25 protein-coding genes are annotated in these 24,311 nt (G+C 65.7%); 5 read left to right on the forward strand and 20 right to left on the reverse strand.

Annotated features, from left to right (window positions below; translation table 11 throughout):
* Positions 1 to 43 precede the first annotated feature (43 nt).
* The 19 genes from flaJ to ACV7JO_RS15040 all read right to left on the reverse strand — a co-directional run bounded on the left by flaJ (position 44) and on the right by ACV7JO_RS15040 (position 17,114).
* The gene (gene flaJ, locus ACV7JO_RS14950) at positions 44 to 1,789 is read right to left on the reverse strand and encodes an archaellar assembly protein FlaJ (protein ID WP_470354207.1); all 1,746 of its coding nucleotides are present in this window, start codon (positions 1,787 to 1,789) and stop codon (positions 44 to 46) included.
* On the reverse strand, positions 1,789 to 3,462 hold the full coding sequence (locus ACV7JO_RS14955; RefSeq protein ID WP_470354208.1) for a type II/IV secretion system ATPase subunit: 1,674 nt from the start codon (positions 3,460 to 3,462) through the stop codon (positions 1,789 to 1,791). The genes flaJ and ACV7JO_RS14955 overlap by 1 nt, the downstream gene beginning before the upstream one ends.
* A gap of 15 nt (positions 3,463 to 3,477) precedes the next feature.
* Complete coding sequence (gene arlH, locus ACV7JO_RS14960; RefSeq protein WP_470354209.1) at positions 3,478 to 4,242, reverse strand: archaellum protein ArlH; 765 nt, start codon at positions 4,240 to 4,242, stop codon at positions 3,478 to 3,480.
* Positions 4,239 to 4,679 (reverse strand): archaellum stator protein ArlG, encoded by a 441-nt coding sequence (arlG, locus tag ACV7JO_RS14965; RefSeq protein WP_470354210.1) that lies wholly within the window; start codon positions 4,677 to 4,679, stop codon positions 4,239 to 4,241. The genes arlH and arlG overlap by 4 nt, the downstream gene beginning before the upstream one ends.
* A 1-nt stretch (position 4,680) precedes the next feature.
* Positions 4,681 to 5,115, reverse strand: a complete 435-nt coding sequence (arlF, locus tag ACV7JO_RS14970; protein ID WP_470354211.1) for an archaellum stator protein ArlF — start codon at positions 5,113 to 5,115, stop codon at positions 4,681 to 4,683.
* On the reverse strand, positions 5,099 to 6,706 hold the full coding sequence (locus tag ACV7JO_RS14975) for a FlaD/FlaE family flagellar protein (protein ID WP_470354212.1): 1,608 nt from the start codon (positions 6,704 to 6,706) through the stop codon (positions 5,099 to 5,101). The genes arlF and ACV7JO_RS14975 overlap by 17 nt, the downstream gene beginning before the upstream one ends.
* Positions 6,707 to 6,957: 251 nt before the next feature.
* The gene (locus tag ACV7JO_RS14980) at positions 6,958 to 7,479 is read right to left on the reverse strand and encodes a chemotaxis protein CheD (protein WP_470354213.1); all 522 of its coding nucleotides are present in this window, start codon (positions 7,477 to 7,479) and stop codon (positions 6,958 to 6,960) included.
* Entirely contained in the window at positions 7,476 to 8,696 is a 1,221-nt protein-coding gene (locus tag ACV7JO_RS14985) for a chemotaxis protein CheC (RefSeq protein ID WP_470354214.1), read from the reverse strand. Before ACV7JO_RS14985 ends, ACV7JO_RS14980 begins: the two co-directional genes overlap by 4 nt.
* Positions 8,697 to 9,056: a chemotaxis protein CheY gene (cheY, locus tag ACV7JO_RS14990; protein ID WP_470354215.1), complete on the reverse strand. Its 360-nt coding sequence runs from the start codon at positions 9,054 to 9,056 to the stop codon at positions 8,697 to 8,699.
* 107 nt (positions 9,057 to 9,163) lie between these two features.
* The gene (locus ACV7JO_RS14995) at positions 9,164 to 11,191 is read right to left on the reverse strand and encodes a hypothetical protein (RefSeq protein WP_470354216.1); all 2,028 of its coding nucleotides are present in this window, start codon (positions 11,189 to 11,191) and stop codon (positions 9,164 to 9,166) included.
* Positions 11,188 to 11,664 (reverse strand): hypothetical protein, encoded by a 477-nt coding sequence (locus tag ACV7JO_RS15000; protein ID WP_470354217.1) that lies wholly within the window; start codon positions 11,662 to 11,664, stop codon positions 11,188 to 11,190. Before ACV7JO_RS15000 ends, ACV7JO_RS14995 begins: the two co-directional genes overlap by 4 nt.
* Before the next feature lie 46 nt (positions 11,665 to 11,710).
* Positions 11,711 to 12,265: a DUF7500 family protein gene (locus ACV7JO_RS15005; protein WP_470354218.1), complete on the reverse strand. Its 555-nt coding sequence runs from the start codon at positions 12,263 to 12,265 to the stop codon at positions 11,711 to 11,713.
* Positions 12,266 to 12,350: 85 nt separating this feature from the next.
* Positions 12,351 to 12,968, reverse strand: a complete 618-nt coding sequence (locus tag ACV7JO_RS15010) for an archaellin/type IV pilin N-terminal domain-containing protein (protein ID WP_470354219.1) — start codon at positions 12,966 to 12,968, stop codon at positions 12,351 to 12,353.
* Between the two features lie 242 nt (positions 12,969 to 13,210).
* On the reverse strand, positions 13,211 to 13,822 hold the full coding sequence (locus tag ACV7JO_RS15015) for an archaellin/type IV pilin N-terminal domain-containing protein (RefSeq protein WP_470355792.1): 612 nt from the start codon (positions 13,820 to 13,822) through the stop codon (positions 13,211 to 13,213).
* Between the two features lie 280 nt (positions 13,823 to 14,102).
* The gene (locus ACV7JO_RS15020) at positions 14,103 to 14,720 is read right to left on the reverse strand and encodes an archaellin/type IV pilin N-terminal domain-containing protein (RefSeq protein ID WP_470354220.1); all 618 of its coding nucleotides are present in this window, start codon (positions 14,718 to 14,720) and stop codon (positions 14,103 to 14,105) included.
* 270 nt (positions 14,721 to 14,990) lie between these two features.
* The gene (locus ACV7JO_RS15025) at positions 14,991 to 15,266 is read right to left on the reverse strand and encodes a DUF7521 family protein (RefSeq protein ID WP_254274367.1); all 276 of its coding nucleotides are present in this window, start codon (positions 15,264 to 15,266) and stop codon (positions 14,991 to 14,993) included.
* 103 nt (positions 15,267 to 15,369) lie between these two features.
* Complete coding sequence (locus ACV7JO_RS15030) at positions 15,370 to 15,705, reverse strand: helix-turn-helix domain-containing protein (RefSeq protein ID WP_470354221.1); 336 nt, start codon at positions 15,703 to 15,705, stop codon at positions 15,370 to 15,372.
* Positions 15,706 to 15,861: 156 nt separating this feature from the next.
* Positions 15,862 to 16,587 carry an RAD55 family ATPase gene (locus ACV7JO_RS15035; protein ID WP_470354222.1) on the reverse strand — a complete coding sequence of 242 codons (726 nt, stop codon included), beginning with the start codon at positions 16,585 to 16,587 and terminating at the stop codon, positions 15,862 to 15,864.
* Between the two features lie 92 nt (positions 16,588 to 16,679).
* The gene (locus tag ACV7JO_RS15040; protein WP_470354223.1) at positions 16,680 to 17,114 is read right to left on the reverse strand and encodes a chemotaxis protein CheW; all 435 of its coding nucleotides are present in this window, start codon (positions 17,112 to 17,114) and stop codon (positions 16,680 to 16,682) included.
* A 175-nt stretch (positions 17,115 to 17,289) separates the two neighbouring features.
* On the opposite strand from ACV7JO_RS15040, the gene ACV7JO_RS15045 reads away from it, so the two are divergent.
* The 5 genes from ACV7JO_RS15045 to ACV7JO_RS15065 all read left to right on the forward strand — a co-directional run bounded on the left by ACV7JO_RS15045 (position 17,290) and on the right by ACV7JO_RS15065 (position 23,334).
* Complete coding sequence (locus tag ACV7JO_RS15045; RefSeq protein ID WP_470354224.1) at positions 17,290 to 18,372, forward strand: protein-glutamate methylesterase/protein-glutamine glutaminase; 1,083 nt, start codon at positions 17,290 to 17,292, stop codon at positions 18,370 to 18,372.
* A gap of 2 nt (positions 18,373 to 18,374) precedes the next feature.
* Complete coding sequence (cheA, locus tag ACV7JO_RS15050; protein WP_470354225.1) at positions 18,375 to 20,342, forward strand: chemotaxis protein CheA; 1,968 nt, start codon at positions 18,375 to 18,377, stop codon at positions 20,340 to 20,342.
* Positions 20,339 to 21,148 (forward strand): CheR family methyltransferase, encoded by an 810-nt coding sequence (locus ACV7JO_RS15055; protein ID WP_470354226.1) that lies wholly within the window; start codon positions 20,339 to 20,341, stop codon positions 21,146 to 21,148. The genes cheA and ACV7JO_RS15055 overlap by 4 nt, the downstream gene beginning before the upstream one ends.
* Positions 21,145 to 22,377 carry a HEAT repeat domain-containing protein gene (locus ACV7JO_RS15060; RefSeq protein WP_470354227.1) on the forward strand — a complete coding sequence of 411 codons (1,233 nt, stop codon included), beginning with the start codon at positions 21,145 to 21,147 and terminating at the stop codon, positions 22,375 to 22,377. Before ACV7JO_RS15055 ends, ACV7JO_RS15060 begins: the two co-directional genes overlap by 4 nt.
* Positions 22,378 to 22,464: 87 nt before the next feature.
* The gene (locus ACV7JO_RS15065) at positions 22,465 to 23,334 is read left to right on the forward strand and encodes a CheF family chemotaxis protein (protein WP_470354228.1); all 870 of its coding nucleotides are present in this window, start codon (positions 22,465 to 22,467) and stop codon (positions 23,332 to 23,334) included.
* Here ACV7JO_RS15065 and ACV7JO_RS15070 read toward each other — a convergent pair whose 3' ends face one another.
* Entirely contained in the window at positions 23,335 to 24,213 is an 879-nt protein-coding gene (locus tag ACV7JO_RS15070) for a CheF family chemotaxis protein (protein ID WP_470354229.1), read from the reverse strand.
* Positions 24,214 to 24,311: the final 98 nt, after the last annotated feature.

The raw sequence follows: 24,311 nt of genomic DNA on the forward strand, positions 1-24,311 counted from the left end.
GGGTCCGTGGCCGAGCCGCGAGCGGCCGTGGCCGCCCCCGACCTCAGATGGAGAGGAACTGCGTCACCAGCCACTTGGTGAACACGCCGGTGAGCGCGCCGATCCACGAGAGGATAACGAAGTGCATGTAGGTGTTGGCCTTGTGGCCGCCGTCGACGGTCCGAATCATCAGGCTGGACAGCATCGCCGAGAACATGATGATGATGATGAGCAGGAACTCGATGAGCGGGATGTCGTAGACGCCGGTGTTGATGAGGCTGTTGACGTCCAGCCGGCTGCCGGCGTTGAGGCTCAGCGACATCTCGGCGAGGATGTTCACCACCTGTAGGCCGATGAAGAAGGCGAACGTCGACGCCGCGGTAATCCCGTAGAGGAGGCCGACGAGCGTCGTCGCGGCCTGCTTGCGCTTCTGGCGCAGTTGGAGCACCTCGTTCATGTTCTCGGCGATGAGTTCGCCCAGTTGCTTGGGCGAGCCACCCATCTCCCGGCCCAACAGGTACATCTCCGAGAACGTCTGGATGAGGTAGGAGCGACACTCCGCGGTGAAAAAGCGCCACGCGGAGGTGGGCTCGATGCGCATGTTGAGCCGCTTGTACAGGTCGTTGATGTTGGCGGTCAGCGGGCCGAAGTCCTTCTTCCGGAGCGTCCGCAGGACTTGGCCGGTCGTGGACTGCTTGGCACCCTCGGTGGCTCCCAGCGCGCGGATGAAACTGGGGAACTCGTCGTCGCGGGCCTTGACGGCCTGTTCCTCCTGCCGGAAGACGATGCCGGGGAGTATCATCGGCGTGATGGGGACGACGGCGTACAGCGGGAGGGGTACCTCGTCGACCATGAAGAGGATGTCGTTGAGCGTCACCGGCGAGACGCCCAGCATCCCGCCCAGCACGACGAACGCCAGCAGGACCGAGAGGCCGACGCCGACGTACATCGACTTGTCGAGTTTGTCCTCGACGGGCGAGGGGTACTCCTCGGGGTGGTACCACACGGGGTCGTAGGGGGCCATCGAGCGGATGGCGAGGAAGAAGCCGCTCTGGACGAAGATGAACATCACGATGACGGCGCTGACGGTCATCGTCGGGTCCGTACCGGTCAGCACCGGGAGGACGACGGCGAACACCAGCGCGAACGTCATCGACAGAATCATCGACAGGTAGAGGTCCTTCATCACTTCGAGGCTGTCCAGCGAACTCCGGTAGACGGTGGTGTAGTGCTGGATTATCTGCTCTTGCTCCGAGAGGAGGTAGTCCTCCAGCGACTGGCCGGCACCGAGGGTGTACGCCAGTCGGTCGAGGAAGTCCGAGACGGCGTCGCTCGGCACCTCCTTGGCCCGCCGCCGACAGGCGTCGTCGAGGCTCTGGTTCCACGTGTCGACCAGTTGGACGATGCGGTGCATCTCCATGGCGAGTTCGCCGTACTCGTCCTCTTTGGCGAGCGTGCGAAACACCTCCATCCGGTCTATCTTCGTCGTCGCCAGCACCGTCATGTGGGTTATCATGAGGTGAAAGCGGTTGTTGAGTTCGCGCTTGCGCTGTGAGAGGAGGATTTTCGGGTAGAACAGCGCCGACGCCATCGCCAGAAAGCCAAGCAGCGGGATTGGCGCGCGGATGGCGAGCGGGAGGTCCAACAGGAGCGCCGCCACCGCCGACAGCAGGAAGAAAAACACCGACGGGCCGAGGATGAAGGTGAGGTACCGCTCCAGCGGGATGGTCATCTGGCGGTAGGAGTCCACCAGTCCTTGGATGGTCTCCGTGATAGTCAGGTCGAGCCCCTCGGCCTCGCTCTGTGCCATTATTCGGGCCTCGAGATGTTGAAGGGGATGCCTTCGATGCCGTCGCGCTGGAAGTCGCTGATGAAGTCGTTGACCTCGTGGTAGCCCAGAATGCCCTCCTGAATGGCCCGCTCGATGAGGTCGGCACGGAACCGGAGGTCGTCGTAGATGTCGCGGGTGTCCTCGTAGCCCAGCAGGGTCGCTATCTGCTCTTCGAGGACGTAGGAGTTGTTCATCGCTTGGAAGTTTATCTCGTCCTCGACGGGGTCCCAGTTGAACGCCTGCCGGGTGACGACCCCGTCCATCTCCTTGGAGTACCCCTCTATCTCCTGAACGCTCGTGACCCGGCGCAGGACTTGGTCGCCCTGCTTGACGCGGTTCTGGAACAGCGCCACGTCGGCCACGTCCATGAACGTCTCGGGAACGTTGATGGGTTCGCCGGTGAAGCGCTGAATCATCGAGACGATGTCGCTGGCGTGGAACGTCAGCATGACGGGGTGGCCGGTCTGGGCGGCTTGGAAGGCCATCCGACCCTCCTCGCCACGGACCTCGCCCACGATGATGTAGTCGGGCCGCGAGCGCAGCGCGGCGGCGACGAGGTCGAACATGTCGATGCTGGTCCCCTCGTCTTCGCCCTCGCGGGTCAGTAGCTGCTGCCACGTGTTGTGCGGGGGCAGCACCTCGGCGGTGTCCTCGGCGGTGTATATCTTCGAGTCGTCCGGGATGAAGGAGGTGATGGCGTTCAGCGTCGTCGTCTTCCCCGAGGCGGTCTCCCCGACGACGAAGACGGTCTGTTCGTTCTCCAGACAGAGCCAGAGGTACGCCGCCAGTTCCGGCGAGAGGGTCATCCACTTGGTGATCTGGAACACCGAGAGGGGAATCTCGTCGCCCTGCCGGATGGTGAGCGAGGGCCCCTTGACGCTCACGTCGTCGGAGTAGATGAGGTTGAGACGCGACCCGTCGGGCAGCGTCGAGTCGACGATGGGGTCCGAGTCGGAGACGGGGTCGCCCATCCGCTCGCCCATGTTGCGCAGCCACTGGTCGAAGTCCTCCTCGCTCTCCCACTCGACGGTCGTCTCCAGCATGCCGTAGACGCCGTGGTCGACGTGGCACTCGCTCTTGCCGATGACGTGGATGTCCTCGTTGGCCGGGTCGCGCATCACTGGTTCGAGCGGGCCGAGCCCGACGATGTCGCGGTTCAGCCGGTAGAGGATGTTCTCGTAGGTGGACTGGGTGACCTCGACGTTGCCGACGCTGGTGATGTTCGACAGCCGCGAGAGGACGCCCTCGTCGGTGTCCTCGTCGCGGACCTTCGTCGTCTCTTGGAGGAGTTCCTCGATGCGGTCGTCGTACTCGGCCTCGCTCTCGGGGGCGGGCTTGGTGACGCTCTTTTGCAGCAGCCGGTTGCGGACCGTGTCGAAGACGGTCTGCTCGTCCTCGTCGAGCTCCGGCTCGATGGCGTAGTACTTCATGTCCTGCCCCACGTCGCCGTAGATGTGACAGAAGATGGGGCCGCCGACGGGGTAGAGGACGTTGGGCCGGTCGGACTCGTAGTCATCGTCGGCCTCGTCGATGAGCATGGGGAACTCCCCGGTAATCTGCTTGAACTTCTTCAGATGGTCCCGCAGGTGGGGCCGCCGGGCGGCCATCTGTCGGAGTTCGTCTGACGGTTTCGCTCGTCCGTGGTCGGTCATATCTTAGGTCACCTCTTATGCGACGCTCCGCGACTCGATGACGATGCCGGTTCCCGAGCGGACGGAGTAGCCGATGGTGTCACCCACCTGCTCGCCCATCCCGGCAAAGCGCATCACGTTCACCTGCCGGCGCACGTCGTTGCCGACCTCGACCATGTCCAGTTCGAGGAACACGTCGGCGATGGCCCGGAACGGGCCGATGGCCTCCTCGTCCAGCGTCGAGGGGTCGACGGTCAGCATGATGCACTTGCCCTGCGAGATGACCTCCCGGAAGAAGGAGATGATTTCGAGGGCCGCCTGCCGCTCGTCGTTCTGGCGGACCAACGCCTCGAACTTGGGGTCGTTCCGGAGGATGGCGTCGAAGGTGTCGATGATGATGACGTCGCCGTCCCACATCACCTCGGCCTCCATCAGGCGCTTCAGCAGCTCCTTGCGGTCCTCGGAGTCGTCCCCGCCGCCGGTCAGGGCGTTGGACTCCCCGATGTCCGCGTGGAGAAAGAGGAGGTTCTCGTCCAGCAGGTGGTTGACCATGTCGTAGGACAGCGAGTGCATCTGGTCGAGGAAGCTCCCGACGGTCAGTTCCGTCGAGAGGAAGGTCACCTCGTGGCCCTCCTCGCAGAGCCCGTAGCTGAACCGCTGGCTCATGGCGGACTTCCCGGCCCCGTAGTCACCCTCGACGAGGATGATACTGCCGGGCGGGATACCGCCGCCGAGTTCCTTGTTCAGCCGGTCGTGGTCGTCCAGTCCCAGCGAGTAGAGGTCGGTACTTGCGAGGCTCATGTTCGGAACTCGAACACCTCCTCGTCGCCGTTGACGATGACCAGCACGCGCTGGTCACCCGTGTCCAACCCGACCGGGATGGTCAGCCGGATGACCTCGCCCGGCCCCCAGACGGCGGCGTCGCCGACGAGCGACACCGACGTGTCGGTCTGGTAGGTGCCGTTGACGAACACGTCCAACTGGTCGGGGTCGGCCGCCAACCGCTGTGTCCCGGTGTTTTTCACGTGGAGCGTGATGTCGCCGCCCTCGTACACCGGCGCGCCGCTGTCGGAGATTATCTCCACGTCGGTCCGGACCTCGCTGCTGACGTCGACGCCCTGCTCGGAGACGGCCCCGCTGAGCTGGCCGACCACGTCGGTGAACACGCCGGCGACGCTGGCGGCGACCATCATCGAGGCGATGAAGAGGATGAGATGCGAGGCGGAGACGCTCGCCATCTCAGACCACCTCCGTCGCCGCCACGCCCGGACCGGTCACGACCTTGACCTGCGAGGGCGTCCCGCTGACGGTCACGTTCGCGGTCAGGGTCTCGTGGGGAGCCCAGATGTCCGTCGCCGCGTTGCCCTCGACGGCGGTCCGGTAGCCGGTCTGGTAGTCGTTGTCGATGAGCACGTCGACGGCGCTCACGTCGAGTTCGCTCGCGCCGGTGTTCTCGACGGTGACGTTCACGTAGTCGGGCGTTCCGGTGGCGTTGTAGGTCACGTCCGTTATCTGTATCGCTGTGTTGGCCTGCTTCAGCGACCGGTCGGACTGGCTCTCGCGGGCGTCGTTGATCCGCTCGGCGCTGTTTGCCGCCGCCGAGTAGAACATCCCGAAGCCGATGAACGCGGCGACGAAGAGGATGGCCGCCGAGCCGCTAACGCTGAAGCCCATCGGAACCACCTCCACGCACCAGCTTCGAGAGCGCGACGGCCTCGGGACCGCTGTCCCCGTCGAGTTGCGAGATGTAGTGGAGGCTCTCGGTGTGGTGGTCGATGGTGAGGCCGTCGCCGGTGTCGTCCACGTCGTCGAACCCGCGCAGGTACCGCTTGAGGTCGTCGGCGACCGGCTCGGCTATCCAGTCGATGGTCTCGTAGTAGTCGATGGCCCGGGACGTCTCGCGGTAGCCCGAGTGCTGGACCATGTACTCCAGCCACTCGATGACGACGAGGTCCGACGCGAACCCCTCGGGCAGCGTCGAGAGGTACGGCTTCCCCTCGCCGTCGGCGTCGTCGCTCGCCTCGCTCCCGGCCCCCGTATCGGCCGTCGGTTCGGGTTCCGGGTCGGCTGCCGGTTCGGGTTCGGGCTCCGGGTCGGGCTCTGGGTCCGCCGCGGGCTCGTCGTCCTCGACGGCCGCGGCCGCCTCGGTCGCGTCGGCCGCCTCGGCCTCGTCTTCGAGGCCGTCGTCCTCGATGACCTCGTCGAAGAGGTCGTCGTCTTCGAGGCCGCCCCCGTCGTCGTCCAGCAGTTCGTCGCCGTCGTCTTCGAGCAGCTCCTCGCCGTCACCTTCCAACATCTCCTCGCCGTCGTCCTCCAGCAGTTCCTCCCCCTCGCCCTCCTCGCCCTCGGCCCACTCGGCGTCGCCGGACTCGTACTCGTCTTTCAGTTCCGCGAACGACTTCCCGCCCTCGCCGTCACCGTCGTCCGTGTCCTCTTCGTCCATGCTCATTCCGTCGTCCATGCTCATATCGTCCTCCGTGTCCTCCTCGAACTCCTCGTCGAAGCTGCCGCCGTCGTCCTCGAACCCGTCGTCGCCGAAGTCGTCGTCGCCGAAGATGTCCTCGCCGTCGTCGTCCATCTCCATCTCGCCGCCCATGCCGTCGTCTACGAGGTCCTCGTCGAAGAAGCCCTCGGCGTCGGCGTTGGCGACGTCGTCGTCGATGTTCTCCTCCTCGTCGCCGCCGCCGTCGTCGTCGAACAGGCCGAAGGAGCCGTCGCCCATCCCGCCACCGCCCATGCCGGCGTCCACGTCGTCCGCGAAGGGGTTGACGCCGCGGGTGACCATCTCGTAGATGTCGAGCAGTTTCCGGACGTTCTCCTCGACCTCCTCGACGGATTCGGAGATACTCTCGTTTTCCGTCCGCACGGTGTTGACCGTCGAGGAGAGGCTTCCGACCTCGTTTTCCAGTTCGTCGAGGCGGTGTTCGAGTTCGTCGGTGTCCGGCCCGGTGGCGTCCTCCATGTCGCCGAACTCGTCGTCGCCGAACCCGCCCATCTCGTCGTCGTCGTCGTCGAGTCCGCCCAACCCGCCGAGGTCGTCGCCGCCGCCGCTCTCGGCCATCAGTCCGCCGCCGTCGGCCATCTCGTCGCTGCCGCCGTCGTCGCTTCCGTCTCCCTCGCTCTCGTCGTCCGACAGTATCGAGTCGAACATGTTCTTGATGCTCATCCCGACCAGCCCACCCGAAAGCAAGACGACGAGCGCCGGCGCGACCAGCGCGTCGGGCGAGAGGGCTGCGAGCGTCGGAACGAGAGCGAGACTACTCATCGTCTGTGTATGGTCGTCTCAGACACCCTTCAATATTCCGTCTAGCCTATCAGCGTTGATAACTAACAGATTGTTACTTCTATTTATGGGTTGTATTAACTCCGAAAAGCAGAATTAATGGTCTGACGGAAAATTTCGGACCTGATACGCGGAGGAAAGTGTCTGACAGCCGCGTACCCGGCAGACGGGCGGATGCCGGCCGTCTGACGGCGGTCGACGACTGCTCCCGCCGGGGTGTCGTTCGTTCGCCCCTACAAGGTGGTCGACTCGGTGTTGGCGCTCTTGACGACGAGGTCGCCGGTGGCCGATTCGAGCCGGAGCGACCGACCGTGGTCGCCGCCGATGTCCTCGCCGTCGAGCGGGATGTCGAACTCCGAGAGTGTTTCCCGGACCTGCTCGACGTTTCGGGAGCCGATAGAGGAACCGTTCTCCGAGAAGTCGAGCATGTCGCTCCCCCCGGCTATCTTCGCGCGCATGGTGTCGCGCTCGGCCCCCTCGGCTTCGAGGGCCTCGACCAGCGCCGCGACCCCGGTGTCAGCGTACTTGGCGTGGTTGCCGTTCTCCGCGCCGTCGGCCGTCGGCAGCATGATGTGAACGAGCCCGGCAGCGCCCGAGAGTTCGTCGTAGATACCGATGCCGATACAGGACCCCAGCCCGCTCGTGGTCAGCACGCTTCCGTCTGTTGCCACCTTATACTCGGCGATGCCGACCTTGATGCGCTCGGGCGTCCCGTCCTGTGCCGTCTCCGTCTGGCTGCCGTCGTAGACTTTCATCCCTCGAATATCTGTTCGACGCTCGCGTCGGTCTCCTCGGCGCGCTCGACGTCCAAGTCGTCGAGTGCCTCGCGCAGTTCCTTCTCGTTGGGGAGAGCGTGAATCTCCGCGCTGAACTCCACGTCGTCGGTCTTCATCTCCGACTCGATGATGAAGGCGTGTTCCTGATGCTGGCCGACCTGCGCCGCCAGCGGGTCGACGATGGCCCGCCCCATGTCGTGGACCACGCGCGGGGGCGTGTGGTCGACCGAGGTCTGGAGGACGTTCGCCCAGCCGTCGACAAACCCGCTGGTCATGATGTTGCCCAGTTCCTCGATGGCGGCCTTGTGCTGGTCGGTCAGTTCGTCGCCGTCCATCTCGACTGGCATCATCGCTTCGGCGACGTTGACCGCCGAGACCTCGTCGAACAACACCATGAGGTAGCCACTCGGGACGCCGGTGAACTCCACGACGGTCCCGACGTAGGTGTCGGTCCCGATCTGCTTTGGCACGTCCTCGATGGGCGCGAAGCTTATCTGGGTGACCTCCGCCTCCGTCGGGATGCCCGTCATCATCTCGACGTTGTCGGCGGCCTGCTGGGTCCCGCTGGTCGTCATCTCGTTGAACGTCTCCAACTTGTCGATGGGGATGGCGTCGCCCTCGGTGTCGCCTTGTGCCATCATCGCGTCCGCGAGCGGGTCGTACTCGGGGAGCATGTAGATGTAGAAGTTCACCGACTCCCCGACCCACTCGATTTCGGACTTGAAGACGAACACCTGCTGGGTGTCGTCGCCGTCCGGGGCCTCCGGCACCACGTTCGCCCCGGTCTTCTCGATGTACTCCGGCGGCGAGTGGTCGATGGTCGAGTCGAGGTAGTCGGCCCACCCGTCGATGAAGCCGCTCATCATGATGTTGCCGATCTCCTCGACGCCGCTGCGGGTCATCTCGGGGTCGTCGCTGGCCCCCGGCATCAGCGAGTCGGCGATGGTGTCGACCGACTCGGCGTCGAACACCAGCACCGTCTCCCCTTCGAGGACGCCCTCGAAGTCGAACTGGACGCCGACGAACTCCCGGCCGACGAGTTCCTCGCCCACGTCCTCGCGGTTGACGAGCGTGATCTTGGTCACGTCGACGACCGCGTCGATACCCGTCATCTGGGCCAACGACCGGGTGGCCTGCTCGGCCCCCTCGTGTGCGAGTTGGTTGAACGTGCCAAGCGACTGGATGTCGACGTGCATCTATGAGGGGACGACGTCCTCGATGGCTTCCATCACGCTCGGCTTCTGGAACGGCTTGGTTATGTACCCGTCAGCGCCGGCCTTGACGGCCTCTTTCATCTTCTCTTCCTGCCCGACGCTCGTACACATGATGACGTTCGCCTCGGGGTTGCTCGACTTTATCTCGTCGGTGGCCTCGATGCCGTCGCGGATGGGCATCACGATGTCCATCATCACGAGGTCCGGCGTCTCCTCTTTGTACACTTCGACGGCTTCGACGCCGTTCTCGACCTCGCCGACGATGTTGTGGTCCTCCTCCAGTATCTCCCGAAGGAGATTGCGCATGAACTCCGAGTCGTCCGCTATCAGTACGTCCGGCATGTTCTATCGGCCGTAGGTACCGCGATTAGCTAAATAAAGGTGTCCCGTAAATTATCGCGTGTGATACCGAACGACGGCGTGCGGTTGGCGCGGGTCGCGGCGGCCGGTCACAGCGACGGGAGTCCGCCTGCGAGGAGGCGGACGGCGTCGAACGCGTAGGTCCCGTAGCCAAACAGGACCAGCGCGGCCGAGAGCAGATACGCCGTCGTCACCCCCGCCGGTAGCGCCACGCCGACCGCCACCGCCGTCGCCGGGACGCGCGCCGGCCGGACTGTCCGCCCGACGACCGTCGCCACACAGACCGCCGCCGCCGAGAGCGCCACCAGCGCGTGGAACTGGACGGCCTCGCCAAGCGCCAGCCCGAACGTGTCGATGACGACGACTTCCAGCCCGAACCCGACGACGGCGCTGGCCGCGAACGCCGCCGCGAGCGCGCGCCACCGGTCCGAAATCGCCTCGGCGATCGCCGGCACGCGCACGACGCCGTAGGCCGCAAGCGGGAAGACCGGGTGGAGATACCGCACCGTGAGTTGGCTGAAGAAGGGCAACAGCGGGAGGTAGGCGACGGTGAGGACGACCGCCAGCGCGGCGACGAGCAGGTCCGTCTGTCTCGCCGGCGACAGCGCCGCCGGCGACGGCGGGAGCCGACGCGCACTCGCCCACTCCCGGACGCGACGAGCGCCAAGCACCGGCAGCGCGAGCAGCGCGCCCAGCACCGGTGTCGCCTCCAGTACGCTCAGTTCGATGGCCTCGTAGTCGTTGAGCCCGTACTCGATGCTCGGAATCCGGCCGCTCCGGACGAACGTGTGGTAGAGCCGCTCGGGCTTGCCCAGCACGCCGACGCCCTCGGCCGCGGTGCCGACGGCGAAATCGAGTATCGGCCCCGCGGACGCGACGGCGGGCCGGACCGCGTCGAGCAGCGGCGCGACGACCGGCGGCCCGGACGCCCCGGCGTCGTCGGTGTACGGGGGGTCGGTCCCGGGCGTCGCCCCACTCCCCGGTGTCGCTCCACCGCCGCCGTCGCCGGCGTTCGCGCCCCCGCCGGTTCCGTTCGTCCCGGAGCCATCCCCGCCCGCTCCGGCCGCGTTCGTTCCGTTTTCGGCCGCTCCGCCCGCGGCGTCGCTCGGCGTGAACCCCGGCTCCGAGTTGTCCGTGAGCAGGCGCGGCGGCTCCGCCGGGTTCCCGGTGATGGCGTAGTTGGTCGCCAGCATCGGCGTCGACGCGAGCAAGAGCGCGACGCCGACGACCAGCAGTTGCCGCGGCCCGTTCGAGCGGGCCGTCAGGAGGTCGACGACGCCCAGCGTCCCCACGGCGAAGAACGCCTCGAACGCGTGGACCCACGTGACGAACCCGACGGCGGCGTACGCGCCCGCCCTCGCCGCCAGCGCCCGCCGCCCCTCGGTTCGCCGGCTCACCGCGAACAGCGCGACCCCCAGCAACACGCACAGCGCGACCAGCGTGTGCCGCTTCGGGACGGTCGCCCAGAACCCCACCGGCGTGGCGAGGACGACGCCGACCCCGGCCGCCAGCCCGACCCGCCGGCCGTGCCACTGCCGGACCAGCCGGTACGCGACCAGCCCGACGGTCGCCGCCGCGACCATCGTCGACAGTTGGAGCGCGGCCAGCGCCAGCCGGTCCCGGGGCAGGTCCGTCGCGGCCGCGACCGTCGCGAGGAACGCGACGCCGACGACGGCGCTGCCCGCGGCCCGCGTCCGCCCGCGCTCCAACGCCGGTAGCGCCCCGAGTTGCGTCACCAGCGCCAGCCCGAGCGCCGCCCACACGCCCGCCAGCAGGAGCCGCGGGTCGACCGCGGCCGAGAGCGCTTCCAGCGCCCACACCAGCGGCACCGCCAGCGCCAACTGCCCGTAGTTCCGCCCGTAGAGCCGGCCGCCGTACTCGTGTAACCCGGGCTGGAAGCCGAAGGTCAGCGAGTAGCGCAGTTCGGTCACGTGTAGCTGACCGTCGGCGAGCGCGACCAGCGTGTTCGCCGTCGCGTACGTGTCTTGAACGAAGATACCGACCCGCCATGTCAACCCGAGCCAGCACAGCACGCCGAGCCAGAGGACGAGCCCGTACCGGTCGCCGAACGCCGCCCGGCCGGCCGCCGAAAGTCGCCGCTCCCACCGACCGCTCATCGCGCCACCTCGACGGTGACGTTCTCCCGGTAGACCGTCGTGTCGTCGCTGAAACTCTGGACCCGGACCGTCAGCCTCCCGCGGTACGACTCGTCGGGCGGGAGCCCCCCACGGCCGTCGTCGCCGGGGGCCAGCCGGTAGGTCGCCGGGGCCGAACCGACCACTTCGGTCGCCACCGTCGAAACGTCGAGTGCCGGCACCGAGACGACGTAGACCAGCCGCGGCCGGCCGTCGACGCCTGACACCGTGACCGTCGCCGGCGGGACGCGCAGGTAGCCAACGTCGGTCCCGAACCGGCCGGCGGTGAACCGGAGGGCGGACTCATCGATGTGTACGTCCGCGACCGCCGCCGTCCCATCGTCGAACGACGTCTCTCGCTGTTCGGTCACGTCGAGGCCGGTCACGGGACCGGCAAACACCAGCGTGGCGAGGACGAACGCCCCGACGGCGTGGGGCAGATACCGGCCGGTCATACTCTGTCCTACCAACCGTCGTGCCGTGGGTTAAACCCCTCGCCGGTCAGAGTTCGACGCCGTCGTCGTCGCTGACGGCCTCGATGAGGTCGGCGATGGAGTCGTCGGGTGACAGCCGCGTCGACTGCACGAGCGTCTTGATGCTCTCCGGGGGGTAGCGAACCGGGACGTTCGACTCCGAGAGCAGGATGCCCAGCACCTCCTCGACCGGCGTCGACCCGTCTATCTGCCGGGCGTACCACAGCATCAGGCTCTCGAAGACGGTGACGATGTCGTTAGAGACCATCTGCTGTTGGTCGACGTCGCCGTCGAACTTCGCCGTCACGTCGAAGCCGTACCGGGAGTTCGACTCCGCCATCTGCTCGGCCAGCCACTCGTGGACGTTCCCGTCGGTGAACTCCGGGGTCGCCGGCTCCGGTTCCGGCTCCGGTTCGGGGTCGGTCACCGCGTTCCCGTAGCTCTCGTCGGTGCGGGCCTCCGAGGAGACGACGTACCGGTCGTCGTCTATCTTGGTCACGTGTTCGTCGTCGGCGATATCCAGCTCTTCGGGCGAGAGAATCTTCCCGTCCTCGGGGTTCGGCTCGTCGGGCCCCGGCACCATACCGGCTAGTGCGTAGGGTAGCGGTTTAACTCCGTCGGCGATGTCGCCACTGAGCAGTCGGGAAAGCGGAGAGAAAGAGCGCCGGTTACAGGGTGACGGCGGAACTGCCAGACAGAGTCTCGGGGACCACGAGGCGGACCTCGGTGGTACCGCCGGACTGGGTGTTTATCTGGACCGTCGCGGTCTCGCCCTCGCTCAGGCCGTTTCCGGCGTTCGTCGCGGATTGGCTCTTTATCTCACCGAGGTCGAGGATGATTTTGACACGGTCGGACGCGTCGTTCAGGACCGGGTTACTCCCGTCCGTGTCCTGAATCGCCGTCACCGCGAAGTCGCTCTGTGTCGCCGCACTGACCGACGTGCCCCCCTGCGTGAGGTCGTAGGAGCCAGTGGAGTCGACGTACTGGACGATGGTGGCACCGAGGTCGATGTTGCCGGCCCCGGGTGCCTTCTTCACCGTCAGTTCCGCGCGGTCGACGGTGTTCGCGCCCGAATCGATGGACGTACCGACGGTGTTGACGACTTCGACGCGGTTGGTGACTTGGTCGGAGCTCTGCTGGCCGGTTTCCTCGGCGCTGGACTGGAGGAAGCCGGCGGTGTTGATGAGGACGCCCGCGGCGATGGCGGCAACCAGCACCATCGCGATGAACACGATGAGGGTGCCGATACCGACCTGCCCGCGGTCGTCGTCGTGATTGTCGAACATGGTGAATCGTAGGTCTGTCTGACCCTACCCGAACGAACCCACGGACGATAATAATACCTCTCCCCGAAATATCTCTCCTGATAACGGCTATCTGGAGTTGAAACGCGGGGGGAGCGACTCCGAACGCCGGGTCCGCACGGGGACCGACAGTGCCCACGGCGTGGCTACGGCTCGGAACCGACGCCGTCGACATCGGTTGGCTGTCGCTGACTGGGTCGGAGAACAGAGAGAAAGAGCGCCGGTTACAGGGTGACGGCGGAACTGCCAGACAGGGTCTCGGGGACCACGAGGCGGACCTCAGTAGTCCCGCCGGACTGGGTGTTTATCTGGACCGTCGCGGTCTCACCTTCGTTCAGACCGTTCCCCGTGTCGGTGCCGCCCTTGATCTGGCTCAGGTCGAGGATTATCTTGAACCGGTCGGACGCGTCGTTGAGGACCGGCGAACTACTGTCCGTGTCCTGAATCGTCGAGACGCCGAACTCCGATGCGCTCGCCCCGCTGTTCTGCGTGAGGTCGTAGGAACCGGAGGAGTCGACGTACTGGACGATGGTCGCGCCGAGGTCGATGTTCCCCGCGCCCGGTGCCTTCTTCACCGTCAGTTGGGCGGTGTCGACGGTGCTGGGGGAAGCACTCGTGTCGATCTCGGTCCCGACGGTGTTGACGACTTCGACGCGGTTGGTGACTTGGTCGGAGCTCTGCTGGCCGGTTTCCTCGGCGCTGGACTGGAGGAAGCCGGCGGTGTTGATGAGGACGCCCGCGGCGATAGCGGCGACCAGCACCATCGCGATGAACACGATGAGGGTGCCGATACCGACCTGCCCGCGGTCGTCGTCGTTGGTTTGGTCGAACATGATGAATCGTAGGTCTGTCTGACCCTACCCGAACGAACTGACGCATGATAATAATACCTCTCCCCGAAATATCTCTCCTGATAACGACGTGGCTGCCGGCGAGGTGCCCTGTTAGGGCCGAAAACGGGAACACTCGCTAATGAATCACTCCTGACATACGCCGGCTGCCATCGAACGCCTGTCGCTGTTGAGAACCGAATTCATCGGTGAAAACAACGTCCGCGGAGGGGATGTGGAGCCGCGCCGCTGGCCGGTCGGGAAATCGGAGAGAAGAGAGCGCCGATTACAGGGTGACGGCGGAACTGCCAGACAGGGTCTCGGGGACAACGAGGCGGACCTCGGTGGTACCGCCGGACTGGGTGTTTATCTGGACCGTCGCGGTCTCGCCCTCGCTCAGGCCACCGCCGGCCTCGGTCCCGTCAGTCTTTATCTGGCTGACGTTGAGGACAATCTTGACGCGGTCGGACGCGTCGTTCAGGACCGGGGTGCTGCTGTCCGTGTCCTGAATCGGCGAGACGGCGAAGTTCGCGGTCGGGTCGCCCGACGAACTCAGGTCCGTCGCGTGCGTGAGGTCGTACGAGCCGGAGGAGTCGACGTACTGGACGATGGTCGCGCCGAGGTCGATGTTGCCGGCCCCGGGCGCTTTCTTCACCGTCATCTCGGCGGTGTCGACGGTGTTCGCGCTCGAATCGATGTCGACGCCGACGGTGTTGACGACTTCGACGCGGTTGGTGACTTGGTCGGAGCTCTGCTGGCCGGTTTCCTCGGCGCTGGACTGGAGGAAGCCGGCGGTGTTGATGAGGACGCCCGCGGCGATAGCGGCGACCAGCACCATCGCGATGAACACGATGAGGGTACCGATACCGACCTGCCCGCGGTCGTCGTCGTGATTGTCGAACATGGTGAATCGTAGGTCTGTCTGACCCTACCCGAACGAACCAACGGACGATAATAATACCTCTCCCCGAAATATCTCTCCTGATAACGGGGTTGTGAGGGCATATCGGGCCGGGTTTGGGACGCAGCGGCCGTCAAGCGTCGGCCCCGACCGAGACCGCGGCGGCCGCTCGGGGCCGGCAACGGTTCGAGGGCCCAACGGATAGAATTCACGGGCGAGAACGGAGAGAGCAGGCCCTCGACGAGACGTGGTCGTCGGTTGCGGTCGGCTCGGTCACTCGTAGGTGACGAGGCTGTACATCACGAACAGGTAGCCGAACGTCGTCAGCCCGCTGTTGACCAGCAGGAGCGACTTGACGCCCTCGAAGTCGTTGATGAACGCGCTTATCATCGTCGCCGCGGCCCCCGCGACCGCGAGCGAGAACCCCAACGAGAGGTGTAGCATGGCCTGTCGGGACGTCTGGACGTACGCTCGCATCGCCATCCCGACCATGGTGAGTCCGGCCACGACGAACACCAGCGTCGAGATGGCGTAGAGGAGTTCTATCATCGGCACTGTCGGAACCTAACGGCAACCGGCTATTAAATCCACCTTCCGGAGTATCTCTCGTGATAACCGGATACAACCACTGAGAACCGCTCGCGCCGTTTCCCTACCGCTCGGAGAGCGTCCGCCACGCCTCGTCGAGCTTGTTCGTGACCTCGGTCCGTTCCTCGATGTGGACCGTCAGCTCCTCGTCGAAGTCCACGCGAACCTCGTCGACGTTGCGCCGGTAGACCTTGATGCGTCGGCGGTCGTCCGAGAGGATGTTGTCGTGGAGTTCGAGCAGGTCGTGTTCTGTCAGCTCGTCGATGCGGCGGTAGCAGGTGGCGATGGGGATTTCGAGCTCGTCGCTCAGTTCCTGTGCCGAGGCCGGCTCGTCGGTGGCGTCGAGGATCTCGGCGCTGTATTTGTTTCCCAGTGTCTGTAGAATATCCGCTGATGCCATCGTTATCAATTCATAAATTCTGTCAATAATAAAGCTATCGCCTGTGATACCGAGTACGATAACCCTCCGCCCGAGAGATAGCGGAAATCGGGATATGTCGGTTTCTGGGGCCGTTACCGAACGTTTCAGCCGTCAATAATCGGGTAAGGTCGGCTTTCAGATGGGCGATTCCTCCTCGCTCATCATCGAGAAGGCGCTGGCGTTCTGATGGACCTTGAGTCCGCCCCAGTCTATCTCCATCGGATAAATGTCCGTCTCGATGTTCTGCTTGCGCATCTTCGCTACCCAGACGTAGCGGCTGACGCCGGAGTCGGTCGGGGTCTGGATGAGATAGATGTTACCGTCGGTGAGGTAGTTCTCCAGCCCTATCTCCGTGTCGGGGAAGACGGCCCCCTGCTCGTTGGTCATCAGCGTCGTCAGCCCGTTGTTCTTGAGGATGTCGGTGAACTTCAGGAGGTAGGTGCGCTTCTCGCGCTCGTCCTCGAAGAACAGTTCGAACATCGCCAGCGAGTCGAGCACCAGTCGGTCGTAGTCGCCGTCCTCGAGGTCGTCGAGCAGGATGTCGAGCGACGAGGAGAAGTCGTTCTCCCGCAGGAGTACCTGCTTGTCGTACACCTTGATGTCGCCGCTATCGACGTAGTCGGGCCACTTGTCGAAGCCGATGGACTCGGCGGCCTGCCGGAGGTCGTCCTCGTTTTCCTCGAAGGAGAGGTAGATGCCCTTCTCGTCGAACATCTCGACGCCGTTGTAGATGTACTGGAGACAGAGTATCGACTTCCCGGCACCGGGGTTCCCGCTCACGAGTGTCGTCGAGTTCGTCACGATGCCGCCGTTCAGGATTTCGTCGAGGCCGTCGATGCCCGTCTTCGTTAGCTCAATCATGGTTCTCGGTGCCCGCTCCCAGCGGCCAGTTACATGAGCGTGGGTCGCCGGCGTTAAAAAGTCTTGTTCATAAACCCCGGCGTTCACCCGTGTCAGCCGTCGGCGTGGACGACTGCGGGGTCGACCCAGATGACGAAGTCGTCGTCGCGCTTGACGACGCCCCGGATAGAGCCGCTGTCGTTGGCCGGCGAGCGGTCGACCTGTTCGGGCGAGAGTTGGACCACTTGGTGGACCTCGTCGACCAGCCAGCCGGCTGCCCCCTGTGTCTGGATTATCTCCGGGTCGAAGACGATGATGCGCTTCTCGTCGCTGTCGGCGTCGATGTCGAAGACGACCTTCGGGTTGACGATGGAGGTCGTCCGCCCGCGCAGGTCCATCACGCCTTCGACGTGGGGCGGGGCGTTGGGGACCTTCGTTAGCTCACCGACGTCGACGATTTCGGTCACGTAGTCGATGCTCACGCAGTACGTCTCCTCGCCGAGTTCGAACTCGAGTACTTGACCGGTTGTTGCTGACTGGGCAGACATGATGGGGGCGCGTACCAGACGATAGGACCACAGCCCAGTATAAAACTGCCTGCTGGACTATCAAGATTGATTCCGTGGGCGGAGTATTTATTTCCCGGCCGAACCCCACTACGGAGTAGGATATGTGGTTGGGCTGTACGCGAACGACGCCTGCGTCACGGGAGCGGCAGTGACGATGGCCGGTAGCGTGGCACGCGCCGTCGTCGCCGACGACTCTCACTTCATGCGGAGTGTCATCTCGGACATCCTCGAAGAGGGTGGCATCGAGGTGGTCGCACAGGCACGCAACGGGCGCGAGGCGGTCGAGACAGTCGCACAGCACGACCCCGACGTGGTGACGATGGACGTCGAGATGCCGGAGATGAACGGCATCGAGGCGACCGAGCGCATCATGGCCGACCATCCGACGCCGGTGTTGATGCTGTCGGCCCACACCGACGAGAACGCCGACGTGACCTTCGAGGCGCTCGATAAGGGCGCTGTCGACTTCTTCACCAAGCCCGGCGGGGAGGTCTCGATGGAGATGTCCCGGCTGAAAGACCAGATAGTCGAGATGGTGACCTCCGTCGCGGAGGTCGACGTGGGCCAGTCGACCGGCGGCCGGTCGGCAGCCGCTGGGGCCGAAACGGCCGGGTCCGCAAGCACCACCCCGCAGTCCGACCGCACGTACGCCGACAACCCCACGCTGGTCGTCGGCTCCTCGACTGGCGGCCCGAAGATGGTCGAGCGGGTGCTCTCGGACCTGCCACTGGCGGCGGATTTCCGGGTGCTCGTCGTCCAGCACATGCCCGAGGGGTTCACCGGGCGCTTCGCCGAGCGCATCGACGCCCGCAGCGACTACGAGGTGCGCGAGGCGACCGACGGCGCGCGGCTGGGCGGCGGCGAGGTGATGGTCGCGGCCGGCGACTACCACATGGAAGTGAAAAACTACCGGAGCGGTCGCCTGCGCGTGCAACTCACGCAGGACCCGCCGGTCAACAGCGTGCGACCCGCCGTCGACGTGACCATGGAGACGGCCGCCGCGACCGTCGACGACCCGCTGGTGGGGGTCATCCTCACCGGGATGGGCGAGGACGGGGCCGACGGCATCCGCGCTATCAAGGGCGCGGGCGGCCGGACAATCGCGCAGGACGAAGCGACCTCGGCCGTCTACGGGATGCCGAAACGGGCCGTCGAGACGGGCTGTGTCGACGACGTGCTCCCCATCGACGACGTGGCGACCGGGATTCTCGATACGATAACTACTGAGGTGACCTGACAATGGACGACCAGTATCTCGACGCGTTCATCCGCGAAAGCGAGGAGGCGATAACCGAGCTGAACAACTCCTTGCTGGACCTCGAATCGGACCCCTCCGACACGGAGGCGATGGACTCTATCTTCCGGACCGCCCACACGCTGAAGGGCAACTTCGGCGCGATGGGTTTCGACGACGCCGCCAACCTCGCTCACGCGATGGAGGACCTGCTCGACGCCATGCGGCAGGGCGAGATGGAGGTCACGCCGGACGTGATGGACCTCGTCTTCGCCGGGGTCGACCGGATAGAGGCCATCGTCGGCGAGATAGAGGAACACGGCGAGTCCCGGACGGAGACCGACGAGATGGTCGCGGAACTCCGGACGGTCCTCGAAGAGGGGGCCGAGGCCGCCGGCGGCGAGAGCGCGGGCGACGCCGGCGCGGCGGGGACAGGTGGGGCCGACGACGGCCCGACGGCCGACGGGACGCCGGTCGAGACCGACGTGACCGCCGGCGACGCCGAGGACCGCGTCGTCCAGACCGAGGTCAGCGTCGGCGACTCCGACATGCTCGGCGTCGACGCGATGCTCGCCGTCGAGGCCATCGAGGAGGTGTTCGACATCCTCGACACCAGCCCCGGCCGCGCGGCCATCGAGGACGGGGAGTTCGCGGAGACGTTCGTCCTCTATCTCGACGCCGGCGACGCCGCCACCGTCGACGCCGAACTGGGCTCACTGGGCAAGGTCGACGCCTTCGAGGCGACGGACGTGACCGAGGACCTGACCGTCGAGACGGCCACCGGGGCTGACGACGACGGCTCCGCCGCTGACGAGGGCGGCGACGACCACGGCGTCGACGAGATAAAGTCCGTCCGCGTCGACGTGGAACAGCTAGACGACCTCCACGGGCTCGTCGAGCAACTGGTCACGAGCCGCATCAAGCTCCGTCGGTCCGTCGAGCAGGAGGACCTCGACTCGGCCGGCGAGACGCTCAACGAATTGGACAAGATAACGGCGAACCTCCAGAACACGGTGATGGACATGCGGCTCATCCCGCTGAAGAAGGTCGTCGGGAAGTTCCCCCGGCTCGTGCGGGACCTCGCCCGCGAACTCGACAAGGAGGTCGACTTCGAGATAGAGGGCGAGGACATCGAACTCGACCGGACCATCCTCACCGAAATCTCGGACCCGCTCATGCACATCCTGCGCAACGCGGTCGACCACGGCGTCGAACCCCCCGCCGAGCGCGAACAGAAGGGCAAGCCCCGCACCGGCAACATCACGCTGCGGGCCTCCCGCGAGCGCGACCACGTCATCATCGAGGTCGAGGACGACGGGGCCGGTCTCGACGTGGAGGGCATCAAGCAGAAGGCCATCGAGAAGGGCGTGCGCTCGCCCGAGGAACTGGAGGCGATGGACGACTCCTCCATCTACGACCTCGTCTTCCACCCCGGCTTCTCGACGGCCGACGAGGTGACCGACACCAGCGGCCGTGGCGTCGGGATGGACGTGGTCCACGATACCGTCACGCAACTGGACGGTTCGGTCAACGTCGACTCGACCCCCGGCGAGGGGACCACCGTCGCCCTGCGCCTGCCGGTGACGATGGCTATCGTGAAGGTGCTGTTCGTGGAGGTCGGCGACGAGGAGTACGGCGTCCCCATCAAGAACGTCGACGAGATAACCGCCACCGACGCTGTCAAGCAGGTCAACGGCAAGGAAGTCATCAAGCACAACGACGACATCTACCCCGTCATCCACCTCGACGACACCTTCGATGTGCCCGGCGAGACGGCCAACGGCGACGGGATGCTCGTTCGCATCCGCGAGTCCGAACGACAGGTCGCGCTCCACTGTGACTCGGTCAACAGTCAGGAGGAGGTCGTCGTCAAGCCCCTCGAAGGTATTCTCTCTGGCACCCCCGGCCTCTCCGGGACGGCGGTGCTCGGCGACGGCAACATCGTCCACATCCTCGACGTGGTGACTCTATGAACAAAGGGAGCGAGCGCCAGTTCCACCAGCTACTGGAGTTCATCGGCTCGGAGATGGACTTCGAGTCGGGCTTTTACAACGATTCGTATCTCGACCGGCGCATCACCGCCCGGATGCGCCGTACCGACGCCGACGGCTACCGGGCCTACCAGCGCCTGCTCGAACGCGACGAGGAGGAGCGCGAGGCACTGCTGGACTCGCTTTCGATCAACGTCACCGGCTTCTTTCGCAACCCCGACGCGTGGGAACACCTCCGGCCGGTCCTGCGGGACCTCACCGCGAACAACCGCCGGGTAAAGCTCTGGTCGGCCCCCGCGGCCGACGGCCGCGAGCCGTACTCGGCGGCGATGCTCGCCCTCGACGACTCGGAGGTCGACGCCGGCCGCATCGACATCCTCGGGACCGACATCAACCGCGACATCCTCCGGGAGGCCCGCCGGGGCACCTACGAGACCTCCCAGACGACCGACATCGCCGACGAACTCGAACCGCTGGACGACTACTCGGCGTACATCGAGCGCGACGGGAACCGATTCGAGGTTCGCGACGCCGTCACGGAGATGGTCTCGTTCGAGCAACACGACCTCATCCGCGGGGACCCCAAACGGGACTTCGACCTCGTCTTCTGTCGGAACCTGCTCATCTACATCGACGCCGAGTACAAGGTCCCCATCTTCGAGACTATCCGCGGCTCGCTGCGGGAAGGCGGCTACCTGATGATAGGCATGACCGAGACGCTGCCCGCCGAGTGCCGGGACGACTTCGAGCCCGTCGACAAGCAACACCGTATCTACCGCCGCGTATGAGCCTCTACGAACTCGAACGCGACGGGGAGGTACAGGAGCTCATCCGGGTGTTGCGCGAGAGCGACAACGCCCGGGTAAAAAAGCGGGCCGCCGAGCTACTGGGAAACTTCCCCGACCACGACGACCGCCGCGACGTGGTCAGCGCGCTCGTCCGGGCCGCCGAGAGTGAGAACCCCGCCGTCACCGCCGCCGCCATCGACTCGCTGGACGAACTCGGCGGCGACGCTATCCAGCAACTCATCGGCAGCATGGCCGGCGTCGACCTCGACGACGACGCCGCCGACTGGGTGCAGGCCAAGGCGTTCACGAAGGCGCTCGACGCCGAGGTCCCGGAACTGCGCATGGCCGCCGCCAACGGGCTGGGCCAACTCGACCAAGCCGACGTGGTCCCGAAGCTCACCGAGCGCTTCGAGGACCCCGACCCCCGGGTGCGCGCCCGGGCGGCGCGGTCGGCCGGGAAGATAGCCGACTCGCGGGCGGTGACGCCCCTCTCCTCGCTGCTGACCGACTCGAAGGCCGCCGTCCGCCGGGAGGCCGCCGAGGCGCTCGGCAACATCGGCAACCGACAGGCGCTGCAGGCCCTGCTCCCGCTGTACGAGGACGACGACGAGCGGGTCCGGGCCATCGCCGTCGGCGCGTTCGGGAACTTCGAGAACGACCGGCCGGTCGACTATCTCGTCGAGGCGCTGGCGGACGACTCCGCGGGCGTCCGCCGGACGGCGGTCTACTCGCTCATCGAACTGCTGGCGAACGTCCCGACCGAGCAGAGCCACGACATCCGCGACACCGTCGTCGAGACGCTCTCGAACACCGACGACCGGAGCGTCGTCGTCCCGCTGGTCGAGATTCTCGAAGAGAGCACGCAGGCCGCCCAGCGGCGCAACACCGCGTGGCTGCTCGGCCGCGTCACCGACGAGGCCGAGCGCGACCGCGTCATCGACGCCCTCGTCGAGGCGCTGCGCGACGAGGGCCAGATGATACGCCAGTTCGCCGCCACCAGCCTCGCCGAACTTGGCGGCGAGGACAACATGGTCGAGCGCCGCCTGCTCGCCGTCGCCGAGGACGACTCCGTCGACCCGGAGGTCCGCGGGCAGGCCATCTTCACGCTCGGAAAGGTCGGCGGCGAGCGCTCCCGGAAAGTACTCGACACGCTCATCGACGAGACCGACCACGAGACGGTCCGCCAGAAGGCCTTCTCGGCCATCTCGAAGCTCGGTGGTCGCGGATGACTCCCGCGGCCGACGGCGGGCGCGCCGACGCGGCCGGGCCGATTAAGACCCCTCGCGCCGTAGCTTCGGGGCGAACCCGGTAGACCGATGAGCGACGGAGAACGGCCGCTGGTCGACACGAAAGGGAAGTTCGTACAGGTCATCAACGACGGCCGCAAGCGCAACAACATCGAGTGGACGCCCGGCCGCGTCCTCCTGTCGAACAAGCGCCTCGTCCTCGCCACCAACGAGGGCAAGCGGACCCTCCCGCTGTCGAAGCTCACGAGCGTCACCACCAGCCAGATGAACCAGCCGCTGGCGCAGGTCGACAGCTACGTCAAACTCCAGTCGGGCGGGGACGTGTTCCTCGTCTCCCCGCAGGCCGACGGCTTCGAGGAGGAACTGTACCGCTCCCTGCTCGACCAGATAGTCGTCCTCGTAAAACACCCTGCCGTCGAGGGCGGCGTCGTTCGGGAGGCCGGCTGGGAGAAAGCCCGGCTCAAACTCGACGACGAGCAGGACGACACCGTCAACCTCGCCATCGCTAGCGGCACGTTCGTCGAACTCGACATCGACGACGTGGGCTCCGTCGAGACCAAGGACAAGGAGATTCGGGGCTCGGAGCGGCCGATGCTTGAGATCGAACACACCGTCGACGGCACCAGCGTCGAGACTCACGTCTCGGGGGTCCCCCGACAGGTCTCCCTGCTGGAGGGGCTGGTCCGGCAGGGCGAACAGCGCAACGCCACCGACGACGTGGACCTCTCGCCCGAGGAGACGCAGGTGCTGATGGCGCTGTACTCGGGTATCTCCCCGTTCGAGATACCCGACTTCGTCGGCATGGACATCGACGACGTCGAGGCGGTGTACGACCGACTCCTCGAAGCCGACATCCTCGAACCGGTCCGCACCCGCCGCGAGGTCCAACTCGAGGCGCGCGGGCGCTCCATCGCCGGCGAGGCGATGGGCGAGCAGTAATCAGGCGTTCACGTCTTCGAGGTGGCGGCTGGCGACGACTTTCCCCTTCGGGGTCAGCGTCGGCCCGTCCGCGCCGTCGTGGACGAGGCTGTCCGCTTCGAGGTCCTGCAGCAGCATCGACACCTGCGAGGAGTCCTTGCCGAGGATGCTCGCAAGCGGCATTCCCTCCATGTCGCCCGTGGAGTAGATGGCGACCAGCACCTCCTTCTTGTCCTTGGTGAGGTCGACGTTCCGCAGTTCCTCCATGAGCCCGGAGTACTCCCGGCGGAGGTACCGCCCGAGGATGGACATCTTCCGGGACGAGGGGAGCGCGGCGAGCGTCGTCATCGCCGTCCCGTCTTGCATGTGCCGGACGACTAGCACCGGCCGGGACCGGCCGCCGATATCGCGGCTCGTCCGATCGAAGTCGGAGACGGTCTCCAAGTCGATGGCGAAGTTCTCGCCGTCGCGGCGGAACTCGACGGTGCCCGGGCTGAGAAAGAGTTTGGCCGTGCGGAACTCCTCGTCGGTGACCCGCCCGCCGACGCGGGCGCGCTCCTTGACGGTCGTGTCCGTCCCGTTGATGACTGCCTTGAACAGGACGGTGCCGAACTTCTCTATCTTCTCGTCACCGGCCTCGATGGCCGCCACCAGCCGCTTCCCGTTCTTCTCGAAGGCGACGGTCACCGTCGAGTCGAAGAACTCGCCCAAGTCCGGCGGGACCTGCCCGATGGCGATGTCGAAGATGGAATCCAGTGGAATCGTCAGCTTGTCGTCCTCGCTGGCGGCCAGCACCAAGCGCTTCTGCGAGAGGACGACGCGGCCTTTGATGGGGTCGCCGCGGTTGGCGACCTCCGAGTTGAACTGGCCGACGAAGTCCGCGATAACGGATTCCGACATCGTCAGGTGTTGTCGGATGTACGCCGGCCCCGATATTGAGCGTTACGTACGAGTATCAATCGAGAGAACCGATTCGTCCGCTGAGAACGCCCGGCGGT

This window comes from Haloarcula sp. MBLA0138, from assembly GCF_055632455.1.